Genomic DNA, 20039 nt, shown 5'->3' with positions numbered 1-20039 from the left:
ACGGTCAAACACCTCAAACAGCTCTGGCAACAGAACTGGACATCAAAGCGTGAAGTGCAAGTGCACGTGGCGATATCCGGGGCCTGTCACCAGCTCAGATCCAAGAACCCTGCGGTTTGAAACCGCGGGGTTTTTCTTGTTCACACCTATTCCCATATTTTATCAATTAAAATTATAAGAAAATCACTCATCTCAGAATTTTCTGAAAAATACCCCAGAGTCACCTCATTTCCAGCCATTTTGTGAATGTTTACAAATATTAACCTTTGCAAGATCTGCCTGAATTTTTCTTGATAATTTCACCCTAGGGTTACTCCCCATATCCTTAGGGAACCTCCTCAGTTTCACGCAAGTGCTTTTTGACACTCCGGTAAAATACCAGCACCATATGCTTCTGGGAAATCGAGAATATTAGAACATTTAACATCTGCAAGTCATTGATTTTGCGGAACTAATAAACTCGTCTTCAGTTCAGACCGGCAAGCGACACGCCGTGCCTGACAGAATTTGGAACGGGTGACGCGCACGCGAGCTACACCCATCTGAAAGGACATAAGAAGATGAACGCATTGAAGCTTTCCGCTGCTGCCGTGGCCCTCATCGCAGGCATGAGCACCGCTCACGCCGCTAATATCACCGTATCTGACGGCACCGTAACCACCACCGGTGGCTCCGTCACCAGTGGCTCTGCAAGCGGTTCAACAACTGCTGGTCAGACCGGTACAGCAACCGGCATCACTGCAACCATAAGTGATATTAATGAGTCGGACCTCAGCAGTGCTCTTCAGGCGAAGATCAACGACTCCGTTGACGAGTCGGATCTGAGCTCTGCACTTGCAACAAAGATCAACGGCAAAGCTGACCAGAGCGCGCTTAATGCAGAAAAGCTGCGTATCGACGCAAATGCGTCTGCAATCAGCACAAACCTGAGCGATATTGCAACCAACAAAACCGCAATCGCTTCAAACAAAGCTGCACACGAGCTGAATGCAACTAACATCCAAACCAACGTTGACGACATCAAAACCAATGCGAATGCAATTGCAGTCAACCTGGCTTCCATCAACCAGAACACAACCAACATCGCCACCAACACCACCAATATCGCGTCTAATACCTCCCGCATCGGTGTGAATGAGTCAAACATCGCGACAAACACTGCAAACATTTCTTCCAACACCGATCGCATTGGTGTGAACGAGCAGAACATCGCGACAAACACCACCAACATCGCGACAAACGCTGCAAACATCTCTTCCAACACTGATCGCATCGTGTCACTGGAGAACGATGTTGATGAGCTGCGCAGCGGTGTGGCTATGGCAGTTGCAATTGCAAACGCGCCAGTCCTTCAGGGCGGCAAGCATGGCTTCTCCGTATCCGGCGGTTTTGGTCACTTCAAAGGCAAAGGCGCTTCTGCTCTGAAGGTTGCCTTCCTGCCAACCGAAAACATGGCCGTCACTGCATCTGTGGCAACAGACTTCAGCAACAACGTCACTGCTGGCGCTGGTCTGGGCTTCTCCTTCTAACGAGGATGTAGATCATGAAACCGATCTGGACCCTGCTGACAGCTGCGCTTCTCTTTTTCTTTCAGGGTGCAAGCGCGTACAGCACCACTGAGCCTTCCAATGAAGAGGACTGGTCTGTCAAATGCAGCAGCGACTTGTGCGAAGTCTACGCTGAGATCCGGCTTGATAACGGCGCTCTCATCAACTCCATCATGTTTCGCAAACTTGATAAGGATGTTTACGCCGCAATTCTCAAGCTGCCGCTCGGAATTCACATTCCCAGTGGAATCCAGATTGGTATCGATGATGATGCCTTGTTCGACGCAAAGCTGATCACCTGTCAGCCAGACGGGTGCGAGGCCGCCTTCAACGCCAACAAGGCCATCGTCAACTTCCTCAAACGCGGTAAAGCCATGTCCATCGTGGTCACCAAATCCAGCGACCGCAAAAAGCTAGCGCTGAACTACTCCCTGATCGGCTTTACCCGCAGCTGGGATGAGTTCACTAAACGCATGGCAGTGCTGCTGCCGGACGAGACAACTGGCTGATTTTGCCTGCCAAGACCCGTGGTTGAAGCCTTAAGCTTTGAGGTTTATATTGAGGAAGATAGGAATGGGAGGCTCTCGCCCCCCACTCCCGTCGCTAGACGACTTTAATAAGAGCTCGGAAAAGGATGATCAGTCGGTTCCGGGCTCTTGTCATGCTCAGCTTTAGCTTAAGCTTTATTGCAAGGTTCATCTAACGTACCACCTCCTTACCAGGCTTTGCTTCGATCGGAGTGCCTAACTCTCCGATTGCGCGGACTGACACGCACTGCTGCTTCGTAAGGAAGAGGCTGGAAAGAGCCTATCAAGCCGGGAATTTCATCGCGTCCCCCGATCCTCTCCCGCTCAAATTGCTTAGTGCATTCCCCGAGTAGATCTCATCAGCGTTTAACGCTTCCTTTTGCCTAACTTTGCTTGGCATTTGCCCGCTCACCATTGCGCAAACTAAGATTAGTTCAGTACCCGAGCACCAAACCAAAGCGGAGTTACCACCTCATCAGGAAGGTGACGCTATGACCGGCCACAAAGCAAAATCAGCCCATGTCGCAAGCATCGAAGCTTTCTACGCGGAAAAGCTTGCAGACACGAAAGGCAGGAACACCTTTCAGCAGGTTCTTGCGCCGGATTACGATGCTCAGAAGATCTCCGAGGACCTCCTTGGCTCCAGCTTTGGTTGCGGCAACCCACTGGCATTTTCTCAGATTAAAGAGGGAGAGACAGTGCTGGATTTAGGATCTGGTGCAGGGCTTGACCTGATCCTTGCAGCAGAGAAAACCGGGCCATCTGGCAAAGTAATCGGCATCGATGTCAGTGAAGATATGATCGCGCAGGCCAGAAGCAATTGCGACAAGCACGGCCTCCAGAATATCGAACTGCATCAGGGTGTTATAGAAGATCTCCCCTTCCCTGACAGCTCCATAGACTGGATCATCTCAAACTGCGTGATCAACCTATCCGCCGACAAAGCTGCAGTATTTGCAGAAGGTTATCGGGTACTCAAACCCGGTGGGCATCTCATGATTTCTGACATGATTGCAGAGGCTCTGCCTGACTGGATGCATTTGCATCAGGACCTTCTCTCCGCCTGCATTTCAGGCGCCGTGTCAGAGGCAGATTATCTTGAGCTTGCTCATCAGGCTGGGCTCACAGACTTGAAAATACTCGACCGCATGACTTATGAGGATGCTGCGTTGAAGCAGTTGATTGAGGAAGAGTTGCCGATCGCTCTGGATGAACTCTCCAAGCATCTGGATCTTTCCAAAGATGTGATGCTGACCAAGGCCGTGAACGAGCTTTCCGGGAAGGTGAAAACCATCAAGCTCTACGGTTCCAAGCCAACGGCATAACCCGCACTAAGCCCGCCTGCCCAGCACAACGTAATAGCCGACACCCAGCCCCATCAGCCCCAGCGCGATCAAGGCCGCGCCTACGTCATACGCAAAGCAGGAAGTGAGCGCTAAGAGTGAGAGTGCCAGCGTGACATAGGCCGTCCTCTGTCCGCCCGGTGCGTTGTAAGGCCGATGTAAATCAGCATGATTTCGCTTCAGCAAAATATAGCTGACACTTTGCAGCGCATAAGAGAGCGTCGCACCAATAACCGCGATGTTGATCATCAGCTCGCCCTTCCCCGTCAACGAGCAAATGAACCCGATCACGCCGGGAATGATCAGCGCCCAGTGTGGCACTTTTCGCGAGCTGATCGCTGACATGAAGCGTGGCAGATACCCTTCCCGCGACATGGCAAAGACCAGACGGCTGTAACCAAAGATGATGGAGAAGAAGGAGGCAATCAGCCCGGCAAGTCCAACCAGATTGACGAAATCTGCTAGAACAGAATCTTCCCCCAGCACGTGTTTTATTGCATCCACCAGTGGGGCGCCATAATAGCCGACTTCTTCGGAGGTCGCGGCGCCAGGGACAAACACGACAATCAAGAACGCGCTGATCAGCAGAAAGAGCATGGCCCCGATAATCCCACGCGGCAGATCCACAGCAGGGTCTTTGGCTTCCTCAGCTGCCAGCGGTACACCTTCTACAGCCAGAAACAACCACATCGCAAACGGAAACGCCGCCCAAACGGACACCGCATCAAACGCGAGAAGGTTCTGTTGTGCCGGTTCCGTGCTGTCAGCAACCACTAAATTGGCAAGGCTGAAGTGTGGGCCGAGGGTAATCAGAGTGATCGCGATGGCAAGCACCGCAAAGGCCGTCACCACCAGCATGAACCGAAGGGCTTCGCCAACACCAAGCAGATGCACTCCGATGAACAGAAGATAAAACACGGCGTAGACGACAGGTCCATTGATCCCTAGCAGCGCTTCAAGATACTGGCCGATGAAGATCACAATGGCCGCTGGTGCAATGGAGTATTCCAGCAAAACCGCTAGCGCCGTCGCAAAGCCTCCCGTATCGCCCATGACCTTCCGCGATATCCGGTAACCACCTGCAGCACTCGGCAAAGCCGCAGACATCTCCGCAAGGCACAGGACAAGGCAGAAGTACATGAGCCCCATCAGCGCCACGGCGATCAACATGCCGAACCAGCTTGTCACCGCGAACCCAAAGTTCCACCCTGCAAAACTACCCGAAATCACATAGGAAACCCCAAGCGTTGCCAGTAAAAACCAACCCGCTGCTCCTTTTTGAAGCTGAGAAGTCTCACCATCTTTCATAGAGAATGAAGCCTGCCACAAACGCTGAAATCAGCTGAACAGCATCAGCTTACCCCGCCACAACCAATGCCCGACACCCGCCAATTCTCTCGGACTGCACCATTAGCATCAGTTGGCGTATTGTTGACCCTTCTCGTCATTTCTGCATAAATTCCCATTATAGGGAATCTATTATGCATCGCTCTGCCTGTTGGGACGGGCACAAGCTAAGCTTGATGGGATAAACTTTGCACTGGGAGGGGCGAAGAGATGGCTAAGAAAGAGATTGTTCTCATCCATGGCACATGGGGGCATGCCAGCAACTGGGATGAGATGCGCGCAGAGTTGGAAGCACGCGGCTACACCGTGCACACGCCTATTCTGCGATATCATGATCTACCCGTTTGGGAAGGGGCGCTCAAACTCGGCACAGTGCGGCTGCTGGACTATGTGAATGATCTGGTGGACTTCGTGAAAACACTGGATGAGCCGCCAATTATCGGCGGGGTTTCCATGGGTGGCCTATTGGCTCAGCTCGTGGCTGCACGCGTTGAAAACAAAGGCCTTCTGCTGCTTTCGCCCGCACCAGCCTGGGGTATGTTCCCGTTCTACCCATCCATGCTGCGCACGTTTTACAAGCACTTCCTGCAATGGGGCTTCTGGCGCAAACCGCTCTACCCACATTGGGAGGAGTTCCGCTGGTCTGTGGTCAACGAGCAGACTGAGGAGAAGGCGAAAGAGTTCTTCTACTCCCTCAAGCTGGAATCTGGCCGCGCCTACATGGATATGGGCTTCTGGTTCCTTGATCCGCAGCGGTCATCCTGGGTTGATGTGGATGCTATCACCGTCCCTGTCCTCATCATTGGCGGCGCCAAAGACCGCGTCGTCGCCCCACGCATAGCCCGCGTCACCGCCAACCGCTACAAGAAAAACGGTAAGCTTGTGGTTCTGCCGGACTCCGATCACGTGATGATGGTCGGCAAAGAGCTCAAGAACACAATGCGCGAGTTTGATCAATGGGTTGCAGAGAACAACATCGTCCCGCAAATAGAAGAGCTGGAAGAGAACTGATCACACCTCAAGAGGCGGCAAGGTCGGCTAACAGCGTTTTCGCCAATGCCTTGTTTGCCTCGGTCAGAGCTGGCTGGAAGCCGATGTTGGTCATCCAGCCGCCACCGAATGAAAGTGACATGATCTGGAATGCTGTGTGCTCCAAACGGCTTTCGTCTGCTTGCGGTGCGATTTCACGAAGGAAGCCCGCAACGCTTTGGTGGAAGGCATCGTAGATGGATTTCACCGCAGGTCGGATCTGGTCATCATGCAGCGCTTCTGGCAGTAAAGCTGCGACCAGTCGCGTGCTTGGATGTGTGTTGAACTCTGAGCTGAACAGATACTCCAGCAGAATGCCCTGCAGATCGTCACTTTGCTGATCCCGCAGAAAGTCCAGTGCGTTTTCTTCAAAACGGGCAACAATCCGCTCCACCAGTGCCGCCACCAAGGCCTCGCGCTTGCCGACGTAGTGAAGCACCATGCGCCGGTCCATATCCGCCTGTTTGGCAACCACTTCCAGCGTCGCACCGCGCAAGCCATAGGCCTCAATGCATCGCTCAAAAGCATCGAGGATCCGGTTGGTGTTCTCTACCTTTAAGCTCTTACGCCCCACAGCCGCTTCCCATGCCCATCCGCACCTAACATCTTGCTGCACAGCATAAATCAGGAGGACTGATCGGCAAGTGGGCAAAGGGAGGTATTCGGGTAATATCCCTAACTGAACTTAGAGCCGCGTCCAGAACGGCTGGCGTGCTCTTACTTCTTCCAGTCGCGCTCGCAGTTCAGCAGCGAGTTCATCTTGATTTCGAGGTGGTATGCATCGCTCTTCATCCGGGATCTCAAAGAAACATAGCTGGTCTGGTCTCAGGCGTTTGTAAATGTAATCCCAAAGCTGATCATCGCTCATTGTGGCACACTTCAAAGCCAGAAAATGCTGATGCCACGGTGTGATACGAAACCATACTTCATCACACCTAATAGACGTATCTACATCTCGAAGCGCAAAGGCACGCCCTTGATCTTCAACCCATTCGAGTGCCGCAATCATATGATCCGTGATTTCCGGCGTCCAACGGTACATATCCTGCATTTTTTCGGCATAGCCACACTGCACTAACAGCTCCATCGTTGGCACCATTATCGTCGCAACATCAAATGGATCTAGTTCTGAGGAGAGATCCTCTCGATAATCCAGCATACAGCGCAGAAAGATCCGGAAGATTTCGTCTTTCTCTTTTAAGAGCTTTTCTGGATCGACCAGATCGAGGTGCTCTTTGATTTTTTCAAAAGGCACAATGACATTGAACGTGTTGTTGGTGACATCCTGAAGGACATCAAAACGTACCAACAACCAGCAAGCACTCGTGTAAGGTGCTTGACCGTAATCGTATATATCTTCAGCACCATCCTTTGCTTGAGGATCAACGAGAGATTCATGCAAAACGCGAGCAATTTGAAAACATAGGCTGGAGAGTAATTCTGCTTCAGATGCCATCGATCTTCCTCGTAGATACCTACTCCTTATCACACAAAAACCCCGTGGAGGGGATCCACGGGGTCTCTTCGCACTGCCTGATAAGGGGGGTTAATCAGGCAGGAGCTTGAGCTGTTTGGCGGGTACAGACGGAAGCGAGTTCCTCTTGCGCTTGATATTGCGAGAGGAACACCCGGCCAGAGAGCTCATCCAGAAAATGCGAGCGTTGCAGACGATCCATCACCGGGCCTTTCACCTCGGAAAGATGCAGCTGGATACCTGCGTCCTGCAGGCGATGGTTGATGGCTTCCAGAGACTCCAGTGCGCTGAAGTCCACCTCATTCACCGCAGAACATTGCAGCACCACATGCTTGAGGCAGTCATCATCCACCGCGCGGTCATAGATGTAATCCTCCAGAAAACGCGCGTTGGCGAAGTAGAGGCTCTCATCGATGCGGATGGTCAGCAGCTGCGGGCTGGTGAGCACCTCATGCCGATTGATGTTGCGGAAGTGCTCAGTCCCCGGCACCAGCCCAACCTCAGCAATGTGAGGCCGCGAGGTCTTGTAGAGGTAGAGCGCAATAGACAGGATCACACCCGCAGACACACCGGTTTCAACACCAAAGCCAAGCGTCAGCAGAATGGTTGCCGCCACCGCTGAGAAGTCTGACTTGGAGTAGCTCCAGCTGTGCTTGAGGATGCTGAAGTCCACCAAGGACAGCACAGCCACAATGATGGTTGCAGCCAATGTTGCCTTGGGTAGGAAGAAGATGAGAGGCGTGAGAGAAACAGCGGCGATAGCAAGGCCAACCGCAGTGTAAGCACCAGCTGCAGGTGTTTCCGCCCCTGCATCAAAGTTCACCACAGAACGGGCAAACCCGCCGGTTACTGGATAACCACCCGTGAAGGCCGCACCGATGTTGGCAGCGCCGAGGCCGATCAGCTCCTGATCCGGATCGATGCGCTGGCGCTTTTTGGCGGCCAGCGTTTGAGCAACAGAGACGGACTCAACAAAGCCGATGATGGAAATGAGCAGAGCTGGCACAAACAGGGCGCTGATCAGCTCGCTGGAGAAGCTCGGCATGGTCAGCGGTGGCAGGCTTTGGGGCACAGAACCGACGATCTTTACGCCGGACTGGTCGAGCCCAAAAATCCAGACAACAGCGGTTGTCACCACAACGGCGCCCACCGGGCCAGCTTTGGTGAGAACATCCGCAAGACGCGGCTTCAGCCCCATCTCCAGCAACATCGGTTTCATGCCCTTGCGCACCCAGAACAGGAACAGCGTGGCAGACACGCCAATCAGGAGCGTAGCCAGATTAACCTCGCCCAGATGCTCAAAGATGGACACCACAATCTCCACCAGCGTATGCCCCTTGGCATCAACGCCCAGAATATGCTTGAGCTGGCTGCTGGCGATCAGAACACCTGAGGCGGTGATGAATCCTGCGATCACTGGGTGGGAGAGGAAGTTGGCGAGAAAGCCGAGCTTGAACACGCCCATTAGCAGCAGAATGCCGCCAGAAAGCATGGCCAGCGTCAACGCGGCGATGGCGTAACCAGCTGTTCCGCTTTCTGCAATCTGGCCAATGGCAGCAGCAGTCATCAGGGAGACAACGGCCACAGGGCCAACGGCCAAAGCACGGCTGGTGCCGAAGATCGCGTAGAGAATAATCGGAAGGATAGATGCGTAGAGCCCCATTTCCGGCGGCAGACCGGCAAGCAGGGCGTAAGCAAGAGATTGCGGGATCAGCATGATCGTCACAATCACTGCAGCAATCATGTCATTGGAAAAACTGTCTTTATTATAGTTTCTGCCCCAATCGAAAACGGGCAGGTATCGCCGAAAGGCCGAGGAAAACATGGGTCTGCCTTCAAAGTGCTTTTGATTAATCCGGGGAAGTAGCTCCCCCGGATACATGATATTGATTCAGCAAAGGCCGCAATGCGTATTTTAGCTAGCGCTAACTTTCTCGGGCTTGATCATCCATTCCTTGCCGCGCAGCATCGCCCACCAATAGACCGGTGGCAGGATCTGCTCTTTCAGGATCCACGCAGCACGGGTTGGTTTGGTGCCATCCAACAGCCATGTTGGGAAGCTCGGCAGCAAGGTGCCGCCATACCCGAACTCAGCCAGAACGATTTTGCCGCGTTCCACTGTCAGCGGGCAGGAGCCATAGCCGTTGTACTGCGCAGATGATGTCTTGCCTTCCACATCGGCCACAAGGTTTTCTGCAACAATCGGTGCCTGCATGCGCGCAGCCGCAGCTGTCTTTGCATTGGGTGCGTTCATGACATCGCCCAGTGACCAGATGTTGGTGTAGGTCTTGTGGCGCAGGGTTATGTGGTCCACATCCACCCAGCCTGCCGCATCAGCCAGTGGCGATACACGGATGAAATCCGGTGCGGACTGTGGTGGGCAGACGTGGATCATGTCGAAGTCCACCTCCACCCGCTCAACCGGCGTATCCGGCTTGGCCACATCAAACCACGCTTTCTTCGCTGGCCCGTCGATGGCAACCAGATTGTTGAAGAAGTTGAGGTTTGCGCCGTACAGATCGATGTACTTCTCCAGCGCAGGCACGTATTCCTTCACGCCGAACAGAACACCACCAGCATTGTGGAACTGGATGTCGATGTTCTTCAACACACCTTGCTTGCGCCAGTAATCGCCTGAAAGATAAAGCGCCTTCTGCGGAGCACCAGCACATTTGATCGGCATCGGCGGCTGGGTGAAGATCGCACGGCCCTCTTTCATACCGCTGACCAGCTCCCAGGTGTAGGGTGCCAGATCATAGCGGTAGTTGGAGGTTACGCCGTGCTTGCCAAGCGTGGACACAAGACCTTCCACCTTGTGCCAGTCCAGCTTCAGACCGGGGCACACCACAAGGCGATCGTATTTCACGACACGGCAGCCATCCAGAATGACCGCATTGTCCTGCGGTTCAAACGCGGCCACCGCGGATTTGAGCCAGTGCACGCCTCGCGGTATCAGGGAACCCATGGTTTTGGCGGTCTGGGAGGCTTTGAAGACGCCACCGCCAACCATGGTCCAACCCGGCTGATAATAATGAATATCAGCAGGATCAATAACAGCGATATCAAGATCGCTCTTTCGGGATTTCAGGCTAGCTGCCACGGCGATGCCCGCAGCCCCACCACCAACAATCACAACGTCATAGGACGCATCCGCGCGATCTGTCGGGGTTCTGCCGCCATTGGCAATGCGGCGCACAACGCCTGCCATGTCATAGCCAGCAGATTTGGTCGCTGCCAGAATGTCGGCCACGGTCATCGTCTCAGCCTGACTGAGAGACCAAAGGGTGGCACAGCGCGTGCCAGTGCGGCAGTAAGCCAGCACAGGGCGTGGAATTTCATTCATCGCCTTGCCAAAGGCATCGGCATCTTCATCAGACACCTTACCGGAGATCACCGGCAGATAGCGAGTTTCCAAACCCAGCTTTTTCGCCGCTGCTTCAATCTCGTCAAACACCGGCTGGTCTGCACCTTCCCCATCCGGACGGTTACAAACGATACTGCGGAAGCCCAGGTCCGCAATCTTCTGAACGTCTTGCGCAGTGATCTGCGGACAGACAGAAAGTGATGAGCTGATACTTTTGATATGCATGATGTTTCCCCTCCTCACATCATCAGATCAAAGTGCGTTGACTGGCACTTTAAGCATTGGAACACCGTCCTCATCGGTCGGCACTTCACCTGCACGCATGTTCACCTGCAAGGAAGGAATGATCAGTTTCGGCACATCCAGCTGCGCATCACGTTCTGTACGGAACTTGATGAAGTCTTCGCGCGAATGGCCTTTGCCAACATGGATGTTGTGCTCTTTCTCATCACCAACGCTGGTTTCCCATGCGATGTCACGGCCATTGGGGCCGTAGTCGTGGCACATGAACAGACGCATTTCGTCTGGCAGTGTCAGTACTTTCTGAATGCTGTCATAAAGCGTTGCAGCATCCCCGCCCGGGAAGTCCGCACGGGCAGAACCACCATCCGGCATAAACAGGGTGTCACCTGCAAAAGCAGCGTTACCGATCACGTGCACCATACAGGCTGGTGTGTGGCCCGGCGTATGAATGGCAAATGCGGTCATGGTGCCGATCTGATAGCTGTCACCGTCCTTGAACAGCTTGTCAAACTGGCTTCCATCGCGCTGGAATTCAGTTCCTTCATTGAATACCTTGCCAAAGGTGTCCTGAACCACAGTGATGTGCTCACCAATGCCGATCTTACCGCCCAGCTTTTGCTGAATGTAAGGCGCAGCAGAAAGGTGATCTGCATGAACGTGGGTTTCAATCAACCACTCAACTGAGAGGTCGTTGTCCTGCACGTATTTGATAATTTCATCTGCATTGTCATAGGTGATGCGGCCCGCTGCGTAGTTGATATCCATGACGGAATCCACGATGGCAACGGACGACGAGGCAGGGTCTTTCACAACATAGCTGATCGTGTGTGTGGCCGGGTCAAAAAAGGCCTTCACTTCAGGCTCGACAGCCATGTTTACGGGGTAGTTAGTCATAACTTCCTCAATAAGTTAACATGTGCGCAGTGGCGGTCGATGGTACGTGCACCAAAGTTGTTTTCGTGTTCGACCGCCTGCACAGCCGCCTAAGCTTTTCTTATTATAATTTTTTGTCGGAAATCAGTTTGCGATCTCCGCGGGCAAGCTTAAACGCGGCAGGTTTTAATTCCGAAAATGGAGTAGAGCGGGCAAATCCGCACAACGGAAACCAGCAGCATTACGATGCCGACAATGATTGCGCCATAGAAGAAAAGTGGCTGCGCAAACAAAGAAATTGTGGTTGACAGCGGCAGTGCAATCAGCACGACACCGATGATAAAACGAAGAATGCGATCAATAGTTCCAACGTTAGCCGTCATAGTCTCGTCCTCCAGGTACGTGGCTCAACGGATAACGTTTCTTCGCGAAGGCTTCAGTGACGAAGTCACCAAACTCCGCCCCAATCGCTGCCTTTTTGTAGAAGCACCTTAAAAATCAACGCGAAATGCCTACAACTCATAATGCCAGCTGCCCATCCCAGAACAATCCGTAGGTTTCAGAGATCCGTTTTCTGGCTAGCATGGCGGCGAAGGGTGCATGCGCAACGCGCGCTGTGACCCGGAATGTGGGCCAGAAAGCAGTTGGGGTTCCAGTTGACCGAAGTTTCAGTAAAAAACCGCGAGCTTTACGCTCAACTTCATAGATCGAACCCTGGATACGGCACGTCCTCATCTTATCTGATGGACATCATCTTGCCATTAGCTGCAGACGCACAGGCAAAAACTATTCTCGATTATGGCTGCGGGAAAAGCTCGCTTGTTGACGACGTAGCGATGCTTCTTGAAAGCGAACCACATCGCTACGATCCATCCATTCCAGAGTATTCCAACAGTCCTCAGAGTAAGTTCGATCTTGTTCTGAATACCGATGTACTAGAACATGTGCCAGAAAGTGAATTGGATCGTGTTCTTGAGGACATCAGAGCGAAGTCAGACAAAGTTATCTTTCACATCCCAACGCTCTACGCCACAACGCTGCTCCCAGACGGTTCAAACGCTCACTGTACCGTACACCCTGCGCCATGGTGGCTCAACAAACTTGCAGAGCATTTTCCTTATGTTGAAGTCCTTCGGAGTACCACAAACGATCAGCAATTTTATGTCACTTGGCAACTATCTCAAAAAGGACGCCAAGATCTGAAAAGGGCCTATCGTCAACGAAGGCGGGCGAATTCACTCGAAAAGCGCAAACACCTTTTCCGGCTGCTATGGGTAAAGCTCTTTAATAACTTCACTTCGAAGCAACAGCTAAAAGATGATATCGCAGGCAAACGCATCGCTGTTGTCGGGAATGCTCGTTCCTTGAGCCAAAAACAATACGGCTCGGAGATTGACGCACATGACCTTGTTATTAGGCTAAACCGTGGGGCAATCCCTCACACAAGCAGCCATGGCCAGAAACTGTCCTGGGTTGCAAGCTGTATGAGCGTCCCCAAAAGCTTTGTTTACAGCAAGCAGGTGCAGCGGATTATTTGGACGCGCGCGACCAGTCGTTTCTCTCTTCCTCAGTGGCTGACAAAGCATACAGACATCGTCTATCTGATGCAAAAGTCAGAGCTGAAACGTTTCCTTGCCCGTACAACCGGAAAGACAAGTACTGGTTTTATGCTTCTTTGCCTACTGGAAGAGCTTGGCGGATATGATCAGATAGATATTTATGGTTTCGACTTTTTTGAAACTGCAACAAACACCAATCATATCGAGATAGACAAAGCACACCAAGATCATAATTATGAGCTAGAGAAAGAGTATCTCCAAAAGTGGATGGCCCGCGATCCGAGGGTTTCTCTTAAGAGCTAAGCGTCAGATCACGCCTTTGCCAGAACTTCCAGTCCTGAGCGATCGATGATTTCGATGGTGCCGCGGGATTGGGTGATCCAGTCGCGGCGTTGGAATTCTCGCAGTTGGCGGGAGACGACTTCGCGGGCGGTGCCCAGTTCGGCGGCCATTTGCTGGTGGGTGGTGGCGACCTGAGTGCCGCTGCCAGCAAGTTCCAGCAGTTTCTGGGCGAGACGGATATCCATGCGCTGGAAGGCGATTTCCTCAATCACCAGAAACAGGTCCGTGATGCGCTTGGAGTACGCGGAGAACACGAAACGGCGGAAGGTTTCGGATTGGGCAATGAGATCATCAAACACCATGCGCGGAATAGCGACCGCCTGTGTGTCCGTTTCCGCTATGCCTTCTGCGGAGTAATCTTCGTAGGCCAGCAGGCAGGCCGTCGTCAGCACGCAACTTTCGCCTGCATGCACGCGGTAGAGAATGATTTCACGTCCACCTTCAGAAAGTTGTTGGACACGAACGGATCCCGACAGCAAAAGCAGGAGGTTTTCCGGGGCCTTACCGGGGCCAAAGATGACGGTACCAGCGGGAACGGAAACGATGGTGCTGCGGTTGACCAGAATTTCTCTGATGTGATTTTCCAGTTTGGAAAGGCCTTGGAACCGATCGATCCAGTTGGCTGCAGCAGTTGTCATGATCCCCTCCCGAGACGCCCTCAAAAATGCGTGCTTCTTTGGCATAGTGCATAAAAGCGTTTAGCGCAATCGGGGCCTTTGACAGAAGAATAATCTAACGACCGACCTCAGGTAACTACTTTCAGGAATAAATTTTCAAACCGCCTATTCGGGACGCTCGCCAACAACTCCAAGCGCTTCTTCTGCAGAAAGGCGCTCTTCTGGTGAGAGCTTCAGCAGGCCTTTGATCGCACCCTTGATGTTTTCGGGCGTACCGTTCAGCCGTGCTTCCAGCTTTTCATCCAGTTCGGACTGGTCAGTGCTGCTGCCACTGCGGAACTCCTGCAGCTCTGCAATCAGCTCTTGTTGTGCGTTCTTGCCTGCTGCTGCAGCCACCAACACAAGGCCACCTGCCCAGGAATCCACTTTGGAGGAGAGTTCCGCGCCATCAACAAAACGCTCAGGGGGTTGGTTGTTGGGCGTGCCACCAATCTCCAGCTCAAAATGCTGGCCGTCCTCACAATCCGCAGCAACGCCTTCATGCGCCGTTGCACAGTCAAAGCTGGTGATCACCGGCGAGGTGTCTTCATCTTCACGGAACTGGATGGTGTCAGTGCTTAAATCCTGATGGAAGATGTTGCGCTTTTGAAGAAACGCGACGCCAGCAAGCAAGCCACCAGCAAAATCATTCAGCGGCTCTTCATCCATGCCTTTGTCTTCTGGCAGGCGATCATCCAGCGAGCCACCATTCAGCTTCTCGCGAATGACAAAAGGCTCGCCAAACTCGGTGAGGCCAGCGCCTTTCAGCTTCAGGATGTTTTCGCTGCCCGGCGCCTCATCAAACTCACCAAGCGCAGTGAGAATTTTGGCCTCATGCACCAGCAGTTCAGCACCCACAAAGGTTGGCGGAGAATCCGGTCCGGCAGCGTAAGCATTGGGGCGTTTGATCACCGCATTTTCCATATGCGGATAGTCCTGCACCACACCGGAGGCATCGTAGGACAGCACGTTTTCGGCATTGGCCGCACCGCCTGTAATAGGGGGGCTCACCTTACCGGTAACATCCACGGCATGCTCTTCAGAGATGCTGAACATGTTGCCATAAGGTTGTTTGCCACCATTGGTGTTGCCGGGCTGGAAAGCGGTGGGCACAGAGCTTGGCTCAATCACCATGCTGCCATCTGGCTTGCTCTGCACTCTGATTGGGCTGTCATCAGGAGGGGTTTCGCGAGGTTCACCGCGCACGCTGCCGCCCGCTCCGGAAGGATCCGGCGGAAGGTCGATACTGAGCACTTTGGCGACGGCGTTGAGCCACTGGTCATAGTCAGCCATTGTCACCTCCGGGAACTTCACCGGCCTTGCAAACCACTCGAGATCTCCTCTTCTCAGCCTGCCGTGAAGGGAAGTATCGTTGTTCGCCTATGCGCTGAAAAGCAAACAGCCAAAACAGCGTGTAAGCGGACCTACCAAAATCATGAGAATTGCAGCTACTGCTGCTGCTCCTCCGGCTGATCCTCAATCAACGCCAGTGCCTGTTCCGCAGTCATGCGCTCGTTGAGATCCACCTTCAGCAGTCCCTTGATCACCGCCTGAATGTTTGGCGGCACATTGGCGATGCGTTGATCAAGCAAGCCATCATAAAATTCCTGATCCCGCCGACCGTTGCGCTTTCTATAATCCTCAGTTTGCGCAAGAAACTGGTCCCGTCCCTGATTGCCAACTGCCGCCTGCAACAGCATGATCCCGCCGTTCCAGGAGTCAATTTTACCTGTCCTCTGGCCGTTTTCATCATAAACTTCCGGCGGCTGAATATCTGCAGAGCCGCCTCGTTTATAGCCAAAATCACGGCCATTTTCATGATCAGACGCAACACCTTCATGCGCGGAGGCCGTATCAAAGTCACTGATCACCGGTACAGTGCTCTCATTGTCACGAAACAGAATATTGTCCGGCTTCAAATCCTGATGGATGATGTTCCGTTTTTGCAAAAACGCCATGCCAGAGAGGACACCTTTTGCAAAATCATTCAGTTGCGGCTCTTCCAGTCCACGGTCATCAGGAATGCGATTAGACAGCGTGCCACCATTCATTTCTTCCATAATCAGGAATGGTTCGCCAAACTGCGAGATACCTGAGCCGCGATACTCGATGATGTTCTCAGCACCCTTCGCATCCTTAAAATACGAGAGCGCAGTGAGGATCTTGGTCTCATGAACAATCTGATCCGCACCGACAAAGTATAAGGAACCATCGTTCTGCTTCATCGCATGGCACCGCTTGATTACAGAGTCTTCGATATCTGGAAACTTCTGTAGGTAGCCTGTCGCCCCCGAGGCAAATACACTTTGCAGGCGCTCATGCCGGACCCGATTTGGCGGAGTGATCAGCCCTTCGATGTTCATCGAGTGCTGTGTTGGCTCATAAGTCACGTTATCGTGCTGGCCAAACCGGCGTTGACGCCTTGCTTTGATGGTTGCGGGCACAGACCTGTGATCAATCACCATGGTGCCATCATTTTTACGATCCACACGGATCGGGCTGTCCGCCTGTGGCATCTCATTGTAAACGCGAGGCTGATGCTCCCCATCACCCGGCTGCGGATCACGTTGATGCAGCTCGCGATGCTCGGGCAGCTCCAGTTCCTCAAACTCCTCATCCTCCATATCCTCCTGCTCGCCCGCCTCATAAGGTGGCGGAGGATCATAAGGAGGCGGGGCCTCAAACGGGATTTCCGGTTGCCGCAGATCTACACCACGTTGCTCTACACCCCGCTCAATATCGCGCTCATCCTCATCATCTCCAAGCGCCAGAAACTCACCGCGCTCTTCGATGACACGCCCCTGCTGATCATGCGTTGCCCGCTGCTCGATGCCTTCCTCGATGTTTTCCTGCTCTTCATCCTCAACGATGGCCATAAACTCGCCGCGCTCTTCCTCTGGCCCATCGACAATCATAGGCTCGACGTCATTGTCACCCTGAGGCGGGATCTCACCCAGACGAACATTCAGCGCACGCTCCACGGCATCCAGCCATTGCTCTTGCTCTGGCGGCAGGTTTTCCTGATTACCAGCGGGGTTTTGAGGTTGAGCAGGCACGGCGTTCCTCCCACAATCGGTCCTGAGAGACATATTGTGTCATGCTAAGAGAAACGCTTTCCGTTAAGTAATGCTTGTTTGAGTTTAGGTGTAAGCAGGCTTAGCTCAGCCCGCAAAATTGCAGTGTGCCCGTTTACTTTTGCTCAAGACCCATCAGCTTTCCACACCAGCCCCATGGCGCCCTTTGCCGTGGCTGAAAGCTGTTGCACCGGAAACAGTCTCTCCGCTGGAAATCACCGAAAGGCCGCGTCGCATTTCATTTTTGATGGCCTCAGCCTCTGTCATGTCCCACTGCTCAAACATGGAAAGCCGGTCGCTGCGCATGCACATTTGCGGAAACTGCGCGATGTGCGCGGCAAGCTCCTTTGCTTTAGCGAGCGCCTCACCATCTTCCACGAGCCGGTTGACGAGGCCAAAGGCAACCGCTTCTTCCCCACTCACACTGCGCCCTGTCAGGATCATATCTGCGGCACGGGACTGGCCGATCAGGCGAGGAAGACGAATGGTGCCCATATCAATCAGCGGCACTCCAAACCGGCGACAATAGACGCCAAACACTGCCGACTTTCCCGCCACACGCATATCCGCCCAAAGCGCCAGCTCCAGCCCGCCAGCCACCGCATGACCTTCAATGGCCGCAATCACGGGCTTTGAAAGTCGCATGCGGGAGGGACCCATCGGGGCAAAATCGCCCTCTTCTTTCAGGATGTTGAGGTTACCTTCGGAGATCGCTTTCAGGTCAGCGCCTGCACAGAATGTGCCTTCAGATCCAGTGAACACGGCAACGGAAAGGCTATCATCCTGATCAAAACGGGTGAAGGCATCCACCAGCAGCTGCGCCGTCTCTCCATCCACCGCATTGCGCCGCTCGGGTCTATCCAGCGTGATGATCGCCGTCGTCCCCTCAACCTCAAAATGAACTGCCATAATCCCCTCCCCTAAAATGCACGGAGAAGCCTAGCAGAACTTCACAAGCCCCGTCAGCCATTCAAAGGTGGAGTTCTAATCCTTCGGACGATTATGAGGAATTTGCTCTTTGGGTTTTCTTCGGAAAATGCGCCCAAGCACGACATCCAGTGTCTTCTCAAGAGCAAAGAAACCAGCACCTGCTGCCAGTATTATTAGGACAGGAAGGCGCGTGAGGGCGTAGATGCATTCCCCAATAAAGAGGAGCCAACCAAGCACACCTGTAACAATAAGCGTTTTACTCGGTCTCTTCTTTCCGCCATCGCTCTCCACCAGCTCTCCCCCTCTTCACCGCATAAATAATATTTGGCGAGTTAAGAGGAAATTACAAGCATAGGTAGATATGACATGCGATGCAGCGGGTGGTGCTGGGAGAAGTAGCATCTAGGAACTGGTATAGACACTTTTAAACCAAACTGTCTATACCAACCCTTTGTAGAACCCTCGGCGGTTTCAGAACTGCGCTCACCTGAGGCAAGCGCAGTCCAACGCATCTTACAAGCTGAAGGATGCCAGAGCGCTTGGAGAGGTCGCGTTGACCAGAGAGAAGGCCTGCTTAGCGAGCTCAGACTGTGTCAGTTGTGCTTTCTCCCGCGCCTGATCCACGTTCATGTCTTTTTCAACATTTGCGGCAGCCTCAGAGACGGCAGATTCTGCTGGCTGAGACAACCCAGCAATCTTCTCATCGCGGATCGTACCAATCTTGTTGTAAGCCTGATCAAGTGCACCTTGCCAGTTAGTAAAGGCTTCTCCCAGAACACTTACAACGCTCTCAGCATCATCGCCCTCAAGCATCTCGGAGAAATCAAAGGTAAGGATATTTACCCCGGCTAAACCTACATTTTCAGCAGCTTCCCCCTGAAGAACCCAAGTCTGCAAGCCAGTTAAGTCGTTTGGCTCACCATCCGTGCTACCTGGCAGAATATCTACCAGCGCGTTGAGAAGTTCTTCATCCTTGAGAAAGGGATTGGCTGGATTAAACTCGATGCCATTCGCAAGCAGGCCGTTGACGCCTTCCTGAAAATTTTCGAGCTGATCAGCAAGCTCTGAATAGTTTCCATTATTTTCCGCAAGTGATGCGTTCATCGCAGTAAATGCAGCGCGAACTGGAGCAAGCTCAAACTGAAGTTCCGCAGCATGATACTTGAGCGTCATCTCGGCCAGCACATTTCTGGTTTCTTCAGAAATCAGGCTATCCGAAGTTCCTTCACCTATTGCAACAGGCTTAAAGTCAATCCCTGTTGCATTCTCTCGAAGAATCTTGAGGCCCTCCTCCGCATCTTGCTGAACCGCAGAGGAGTTGGGTGTCTGCGTGGGGTTTTGCGCCTCAAAAAGCTGAACAATACTATTATTTAAACCAACAGAATTCATGTTTCTGTCCCTTTCTGAAAACAATGGGACATCTCGGCTAATCCGAGTCTGCAGAATAGCTTCATGCTCTTTCATCGAAAGTCTGCAGCAACCCTGATAACGAAATCCATTTCTAAGAAAACGACGTAATCAAAGGTGCAGGTATTCTATCACAATACATGCATCAATCACATGAATTCTAGTAAGTCATGCAATGCGTTACTTGAGAAAATCGATTCCAGACATACTGTGCCAAGCATTCAGTCACGGTATAGACATTTTCAAATAAGACTATCTATACCAACTCTTTGTAACGTCCTCAGAGCATCAGAACTGTGCTCGCTTGAGGCAAACGCAGTCCAA

The 20039-nt window shown here is 52.8% G+C and carries 18 protein-coding genes; 5 read left to right on the top strand and 13 right to left on the bottom strand.

Going from position 1 to position 20039, the window contains the following annotated elements:
• Positions 1-560 precede the first annotated feature (560 nt).
• The 3 genes from PSE_RS10215 (at position 561) to PSE_RS10205 (ending at position 3399) form a co-directional block, all read left to right on the top strand.
• Entirely contained in the window at positions 561-1529 is a 969-nt protein-coding gene (locus tag PSE_RS10215) for a YadA-like family protein (protein WP_014284774.1), read from the top strand.
• 14 nt (positions 1530-1543) lie between these two features.
• Positions 1544-2056 (top strand): invasion associated locus B family protein, encoded by a 513-nt coding sequence (locus PSE_RS10210; protein WP_014284773.1) that lies wholly within the window; start codon positions 1544-1546, stop codon positions 2054-2056.
• A gap of 509 nt (positions 2057-2565) precedes the next feature.
• Entirely contained in the window at positions 2566-3399 is an 834-nt protein-coding gene (locus PSE_RS10205; protein WP_014284772.1) for a methyltransferase domain-containing protein, read from the top strand.
• Between the two features lie 6 nt (positions 3400-3405).
• Here PSE_RS10205 and eat read toward each other — a convergent pair whose 3' ends face one another.
• Entirely contained in the window at positions 3406-4725 is a 1320-nt protein-coding gene (eat, locus tag PSE_RS10200) for an ethanolamine permease (protein WP_014284771.1), read from the bottom strand.
• 249 nt (positions 4726-4974) lie between these two features.
• Here eat and PSE_RS10195 point away from each other — a divergent pair, with 249 nt between their 5' ends.
• Positions 4975-5775 (top strand): carboxylesterase, encoded by an 801-nt coding sequence (locus PSE_RS10195; protein ID WP_014284770.1) that lies wholly within the window; start codon positions 4975-4977, stop codon positions 5773-5775.
• A gap of 7 nt (positions 5776-5782) precedes the next feature.
• Here PSE_RS10195 and PSE_RS10190 read toward each other — a convergent pair whose 3' ends face one another.
• From PSE_RS10190 to PSE_RS10165, 6 genes are all read right to left on the bottom strand, one after another.
• On the bottom strand, positions 5783-6367 hold the full coding sequence (locus PSE_RS10190) for a TetR/AcrR family transcriptional regulator (protein ID WP_208998138.1): 585 nt from the start codon (positions 6365-6367) through the stop codon (positions 5783-5785).
• Positions 6368-6478: 111 nt separating this feature from the next.
• Positions 6479-7249 carry a hypothetical protein gene (locus PSE_RS10185; RefSeq protein ID WP_014284768.1) on the bottom strand — a complete coding sequence of 257 codons (771 nt, stop codon included), beginning with the start codon at positions 7247-7249 and terminating at the stop codon, positions 6479-6481.
• Between the two features lie 94 nt (positions 7250-7343).
• On the bottom strand, positions 7344-9092 hold the full coding sequence (locus PSE_RS10180; protein WP_041768290.1) for a SulP family inorganic anion transporter: 1749 nt from the start codon (positions 9090-9092) through the stop codon (positions 7344-7346).
• Between the two features lie 90 nt (positions 9093-9182).
• Positions 9183-10856, bottom strand: a complete 1674-nt coding sequence (locus PSE_RS10175) for a bifunctional protein tyrosine phosphatase family protein/NAD(P)/FAD-dependent oxidoreductase (RefSeq protein WP_014284766.1) — start codon at positions 10854-10856, stop codon at positions 9183-9185.
• A 27-nt stretch (positions 10857-10883) separates the two neighbouring features.
• Positions 10884-11768, bottom strand: coding sequence for an MBL fold metallo-hydrolase (locus tag PSE_RS10170; protein WP_041768288.1), 885 nt, complete (start codon positions 11766-11768; stop codon positions 10884-10886).
• A gap of 149 nt (positions 11769-11917) precedes the next feature.
• The gene (locus tag PSE_RS10165; RefSeq protein WP_008549161.1) at positions 11918-12130 is read right to left on the bottom strand and encodes a DUF2892 domain-containing protein; all 213 of its coding nucleotides are present in this window, start codon (positions 12128-12130) and stop codon (positions 11918-11920) included.
• Positions 12131-12403: 273 nt separating this feature from the next.
• On the opposite strand from PSE_RS10165, the gene PSE_RS10160 reads away from it, so the two are divergent.
• Positions 12404-13609 (top strand): glycosyltransferase family 29 protein, encoded by a 1206-nt coding sequence (locus tag PSE_RS10160; protein ID WP_208998137.1) that lies wholly within the window; start codon positions 12404-12406, stop codon positions 13607-13609.
• An 8-nt stretch (positions 13610-13617) separates the two neighbouring features.
• Here PSE_RS10160 and PSE_RS10155 read toward each other — a convergent pair whose 3' ends face one another.
• The 6 genes from PSE_RS10155 to PSE_RS10130 form a co-directional block, all read right to left on the bottom strand.
• On the bottom strand, positions 13618-14286 hold the full coding sequence (locus PSE_RS10155; protein WP_014284763.1) for a Crp/Fnr family transcriptional regulator: 669 nt from the start codon (positions 14284-14286) through the stop codon (positions 13618-13620).
• Between the two features lie 144 nt (positions 14287-14430).
• Positions 14431-15597, bottom strand: a complete 1167-nt coding sequence (locus tag PSE_RS10150; protein ID WP_008549180.1) for a protein kinase — start codon at positions 15595-15597, stop codon at positions 14431-14433.
• 155 nt (positions 15598-15752) lie between these two features.
• Positions 15753-17360: a protein kinase gene (locus PSE_RS10145; protein ID WP_014284761.1), complete on the bottom strand. Its 1608-nt coding sequence runs from the start codon at positions 17358-17360 to the stop codon at positions 15753-15755.
• A 153-nt stretch (positions 17361-17513) separates the two neighbouring features.
• Positions 17514-18287 (bottom strand): crotonase/enoyl-CoA hydratase family protein, encoded by a 774-nt coding sequence (locus PSE_RS10140; RefSeq protein WP_014284760.1) that lies wholly within the window; start codon positions 18285-18287, stop codon positions 17514-17516.
• Between the two features lie 75 nt (positions 18288-18362).
• Entirely contained in the window at positions 18363-18599 is a 237-nt protein-coding gene (locus tag PSE_RS10135; protein ID WP_041768286.1) for a hypothetical protein, read from the bottom strand.
• A gap of 222 nt (positions 18600-18821) precedes the next feature.
• Positions 18822-19697: a hypothetical protein gene (locus PSE_RS10130; protein WP_014284758.1), complete on the bottom strand. Its 876-nt coding sequence runs from the start codon at positions 19695-19697 to the stop codon at positions 18822-18824.
• Between the last annotated feature and the right edge of the window lie 342 nt (positions 19698-20039).

This window comes from Pseudovibrio sp. FO-BEG1 (assembly GCF_000236645.1).
Classification (GTDB): Bacteria; Pseudomonadota; Alphaproteobacteria; order Rhizobiales; family Stappiaceae; genus Pseudovibrio.
The sequence above is the reverse complement of the archived record's forward strand: the minus strand, read 5'-3'. Positions and strand labels throughout refer to the sequence as shown.

What these genes read in the sequence shown, in the direction of transcription:
- PSE_RS10215 (WP_014284774.1), top strand. Translation starts at nt 561, where the DNA reads ATGAACGCATTGAAGCTTTCCGCTGCTGCCGTGGCCCTCATCGCAGGC.
- PSE_RS10210 (WP_014284773.1), top strand. Translation starts at nt 1,544, where the DNA reads ATGAAACCGATCTGGACCCTGCTGACAGCTGCGCTTCTCTTTTTCTTT.
- PSE_RS10205 (WP_014284772.1), top strand. Translation starts at nt 2,566, where the DNA reads ATGACCGGCCACAAAGCAAAATCAGCCCATGTCGCAAGCATCGAAGCT.
- eat (WP_014284771.1), bottom strand. Translation starts at nt 4,725, where the DNA reads ATGAAAGATGGTGAGACTTCTCAGCTTCAAAAAGGAGCAGCGGGTTGG.
- PSE_RS10195 (WP_014284770.1), top strand. Translation starts at nt 4,975, where the DNA reads ATGGCTAAGAAAGAGATTGTTCTCATCCATGGCACATGGGGGCATGCC.
- PSE_RS10185 (WP_014284768.1), bottom strand. Translation starts at nt 7,249, where the DNA reads ATGGCATCTGAAGCAGAATTACTCTCCAGCCTATGTTTTCAAATTGCT.
- PSE_RS10180 (WP_041768290.1), bottom strand. Translation starts at nt 9,092, where the DNA reads ATGTTTTCCTCGGCCTTTCGGCGATACCTGCCCGTTTTCGATTGGGGC.
- PSE_RS10175 (WP_014284766.1), bottom strand. Translation starts at nt 10,856, where the DNA reads ATGCATATCAAAAGTATCAGCTCATCACTTTCTGTCTGTCCGCAGATC.
- PSE_RS10170 (WP_041768288.1), bottom strand. Translation starts at nt 11,768, where the DNA reads ATGACTAACTACCCCGTAAACATGGCTGTCGAGCCTGAAGTGAAGGCC.
- PSE_RS10165 (WP_008549161.1), bottom strand. Translation starts at nt 12,130, where the DNA reads ATGACGGCTAACGTTGGAACTATTGATCGCATTCTTCGTTTTATCATC.
- PSE_RS10155 (WP_014284763.1), bottom strand. Translation starts at nt 14,286, where the DNA reads ATGACAACTGCTGCAGCCAACTGGATCGATCGGTTCCAAGGCCTTTCC.
- PSE_RS10150 (WP_008549180.1), bottom strand. Translation starts at nt 15,597, where the DNA reads ATGGCTGACTATGACCAGTGGCTCAACGCCGTCGCCAAAGTGCTCAGT.
- PSE_RS10140 (WP_014284760.1), bottom strand. Translation starts at nt 18,287, where the DNA reads ATGGCAGTTCATTTTGAGGTTGAGGGGACGACGGCGATCATCACGCTG.
- PSE_RS10130 (WP_014284758.1), bottom strand. Translation starts at nt 19,697, where the DNA reads ATGAATTCTGTTGGTTTAAATAATAGTATTGTTCAGCTTTTTGAGGCG.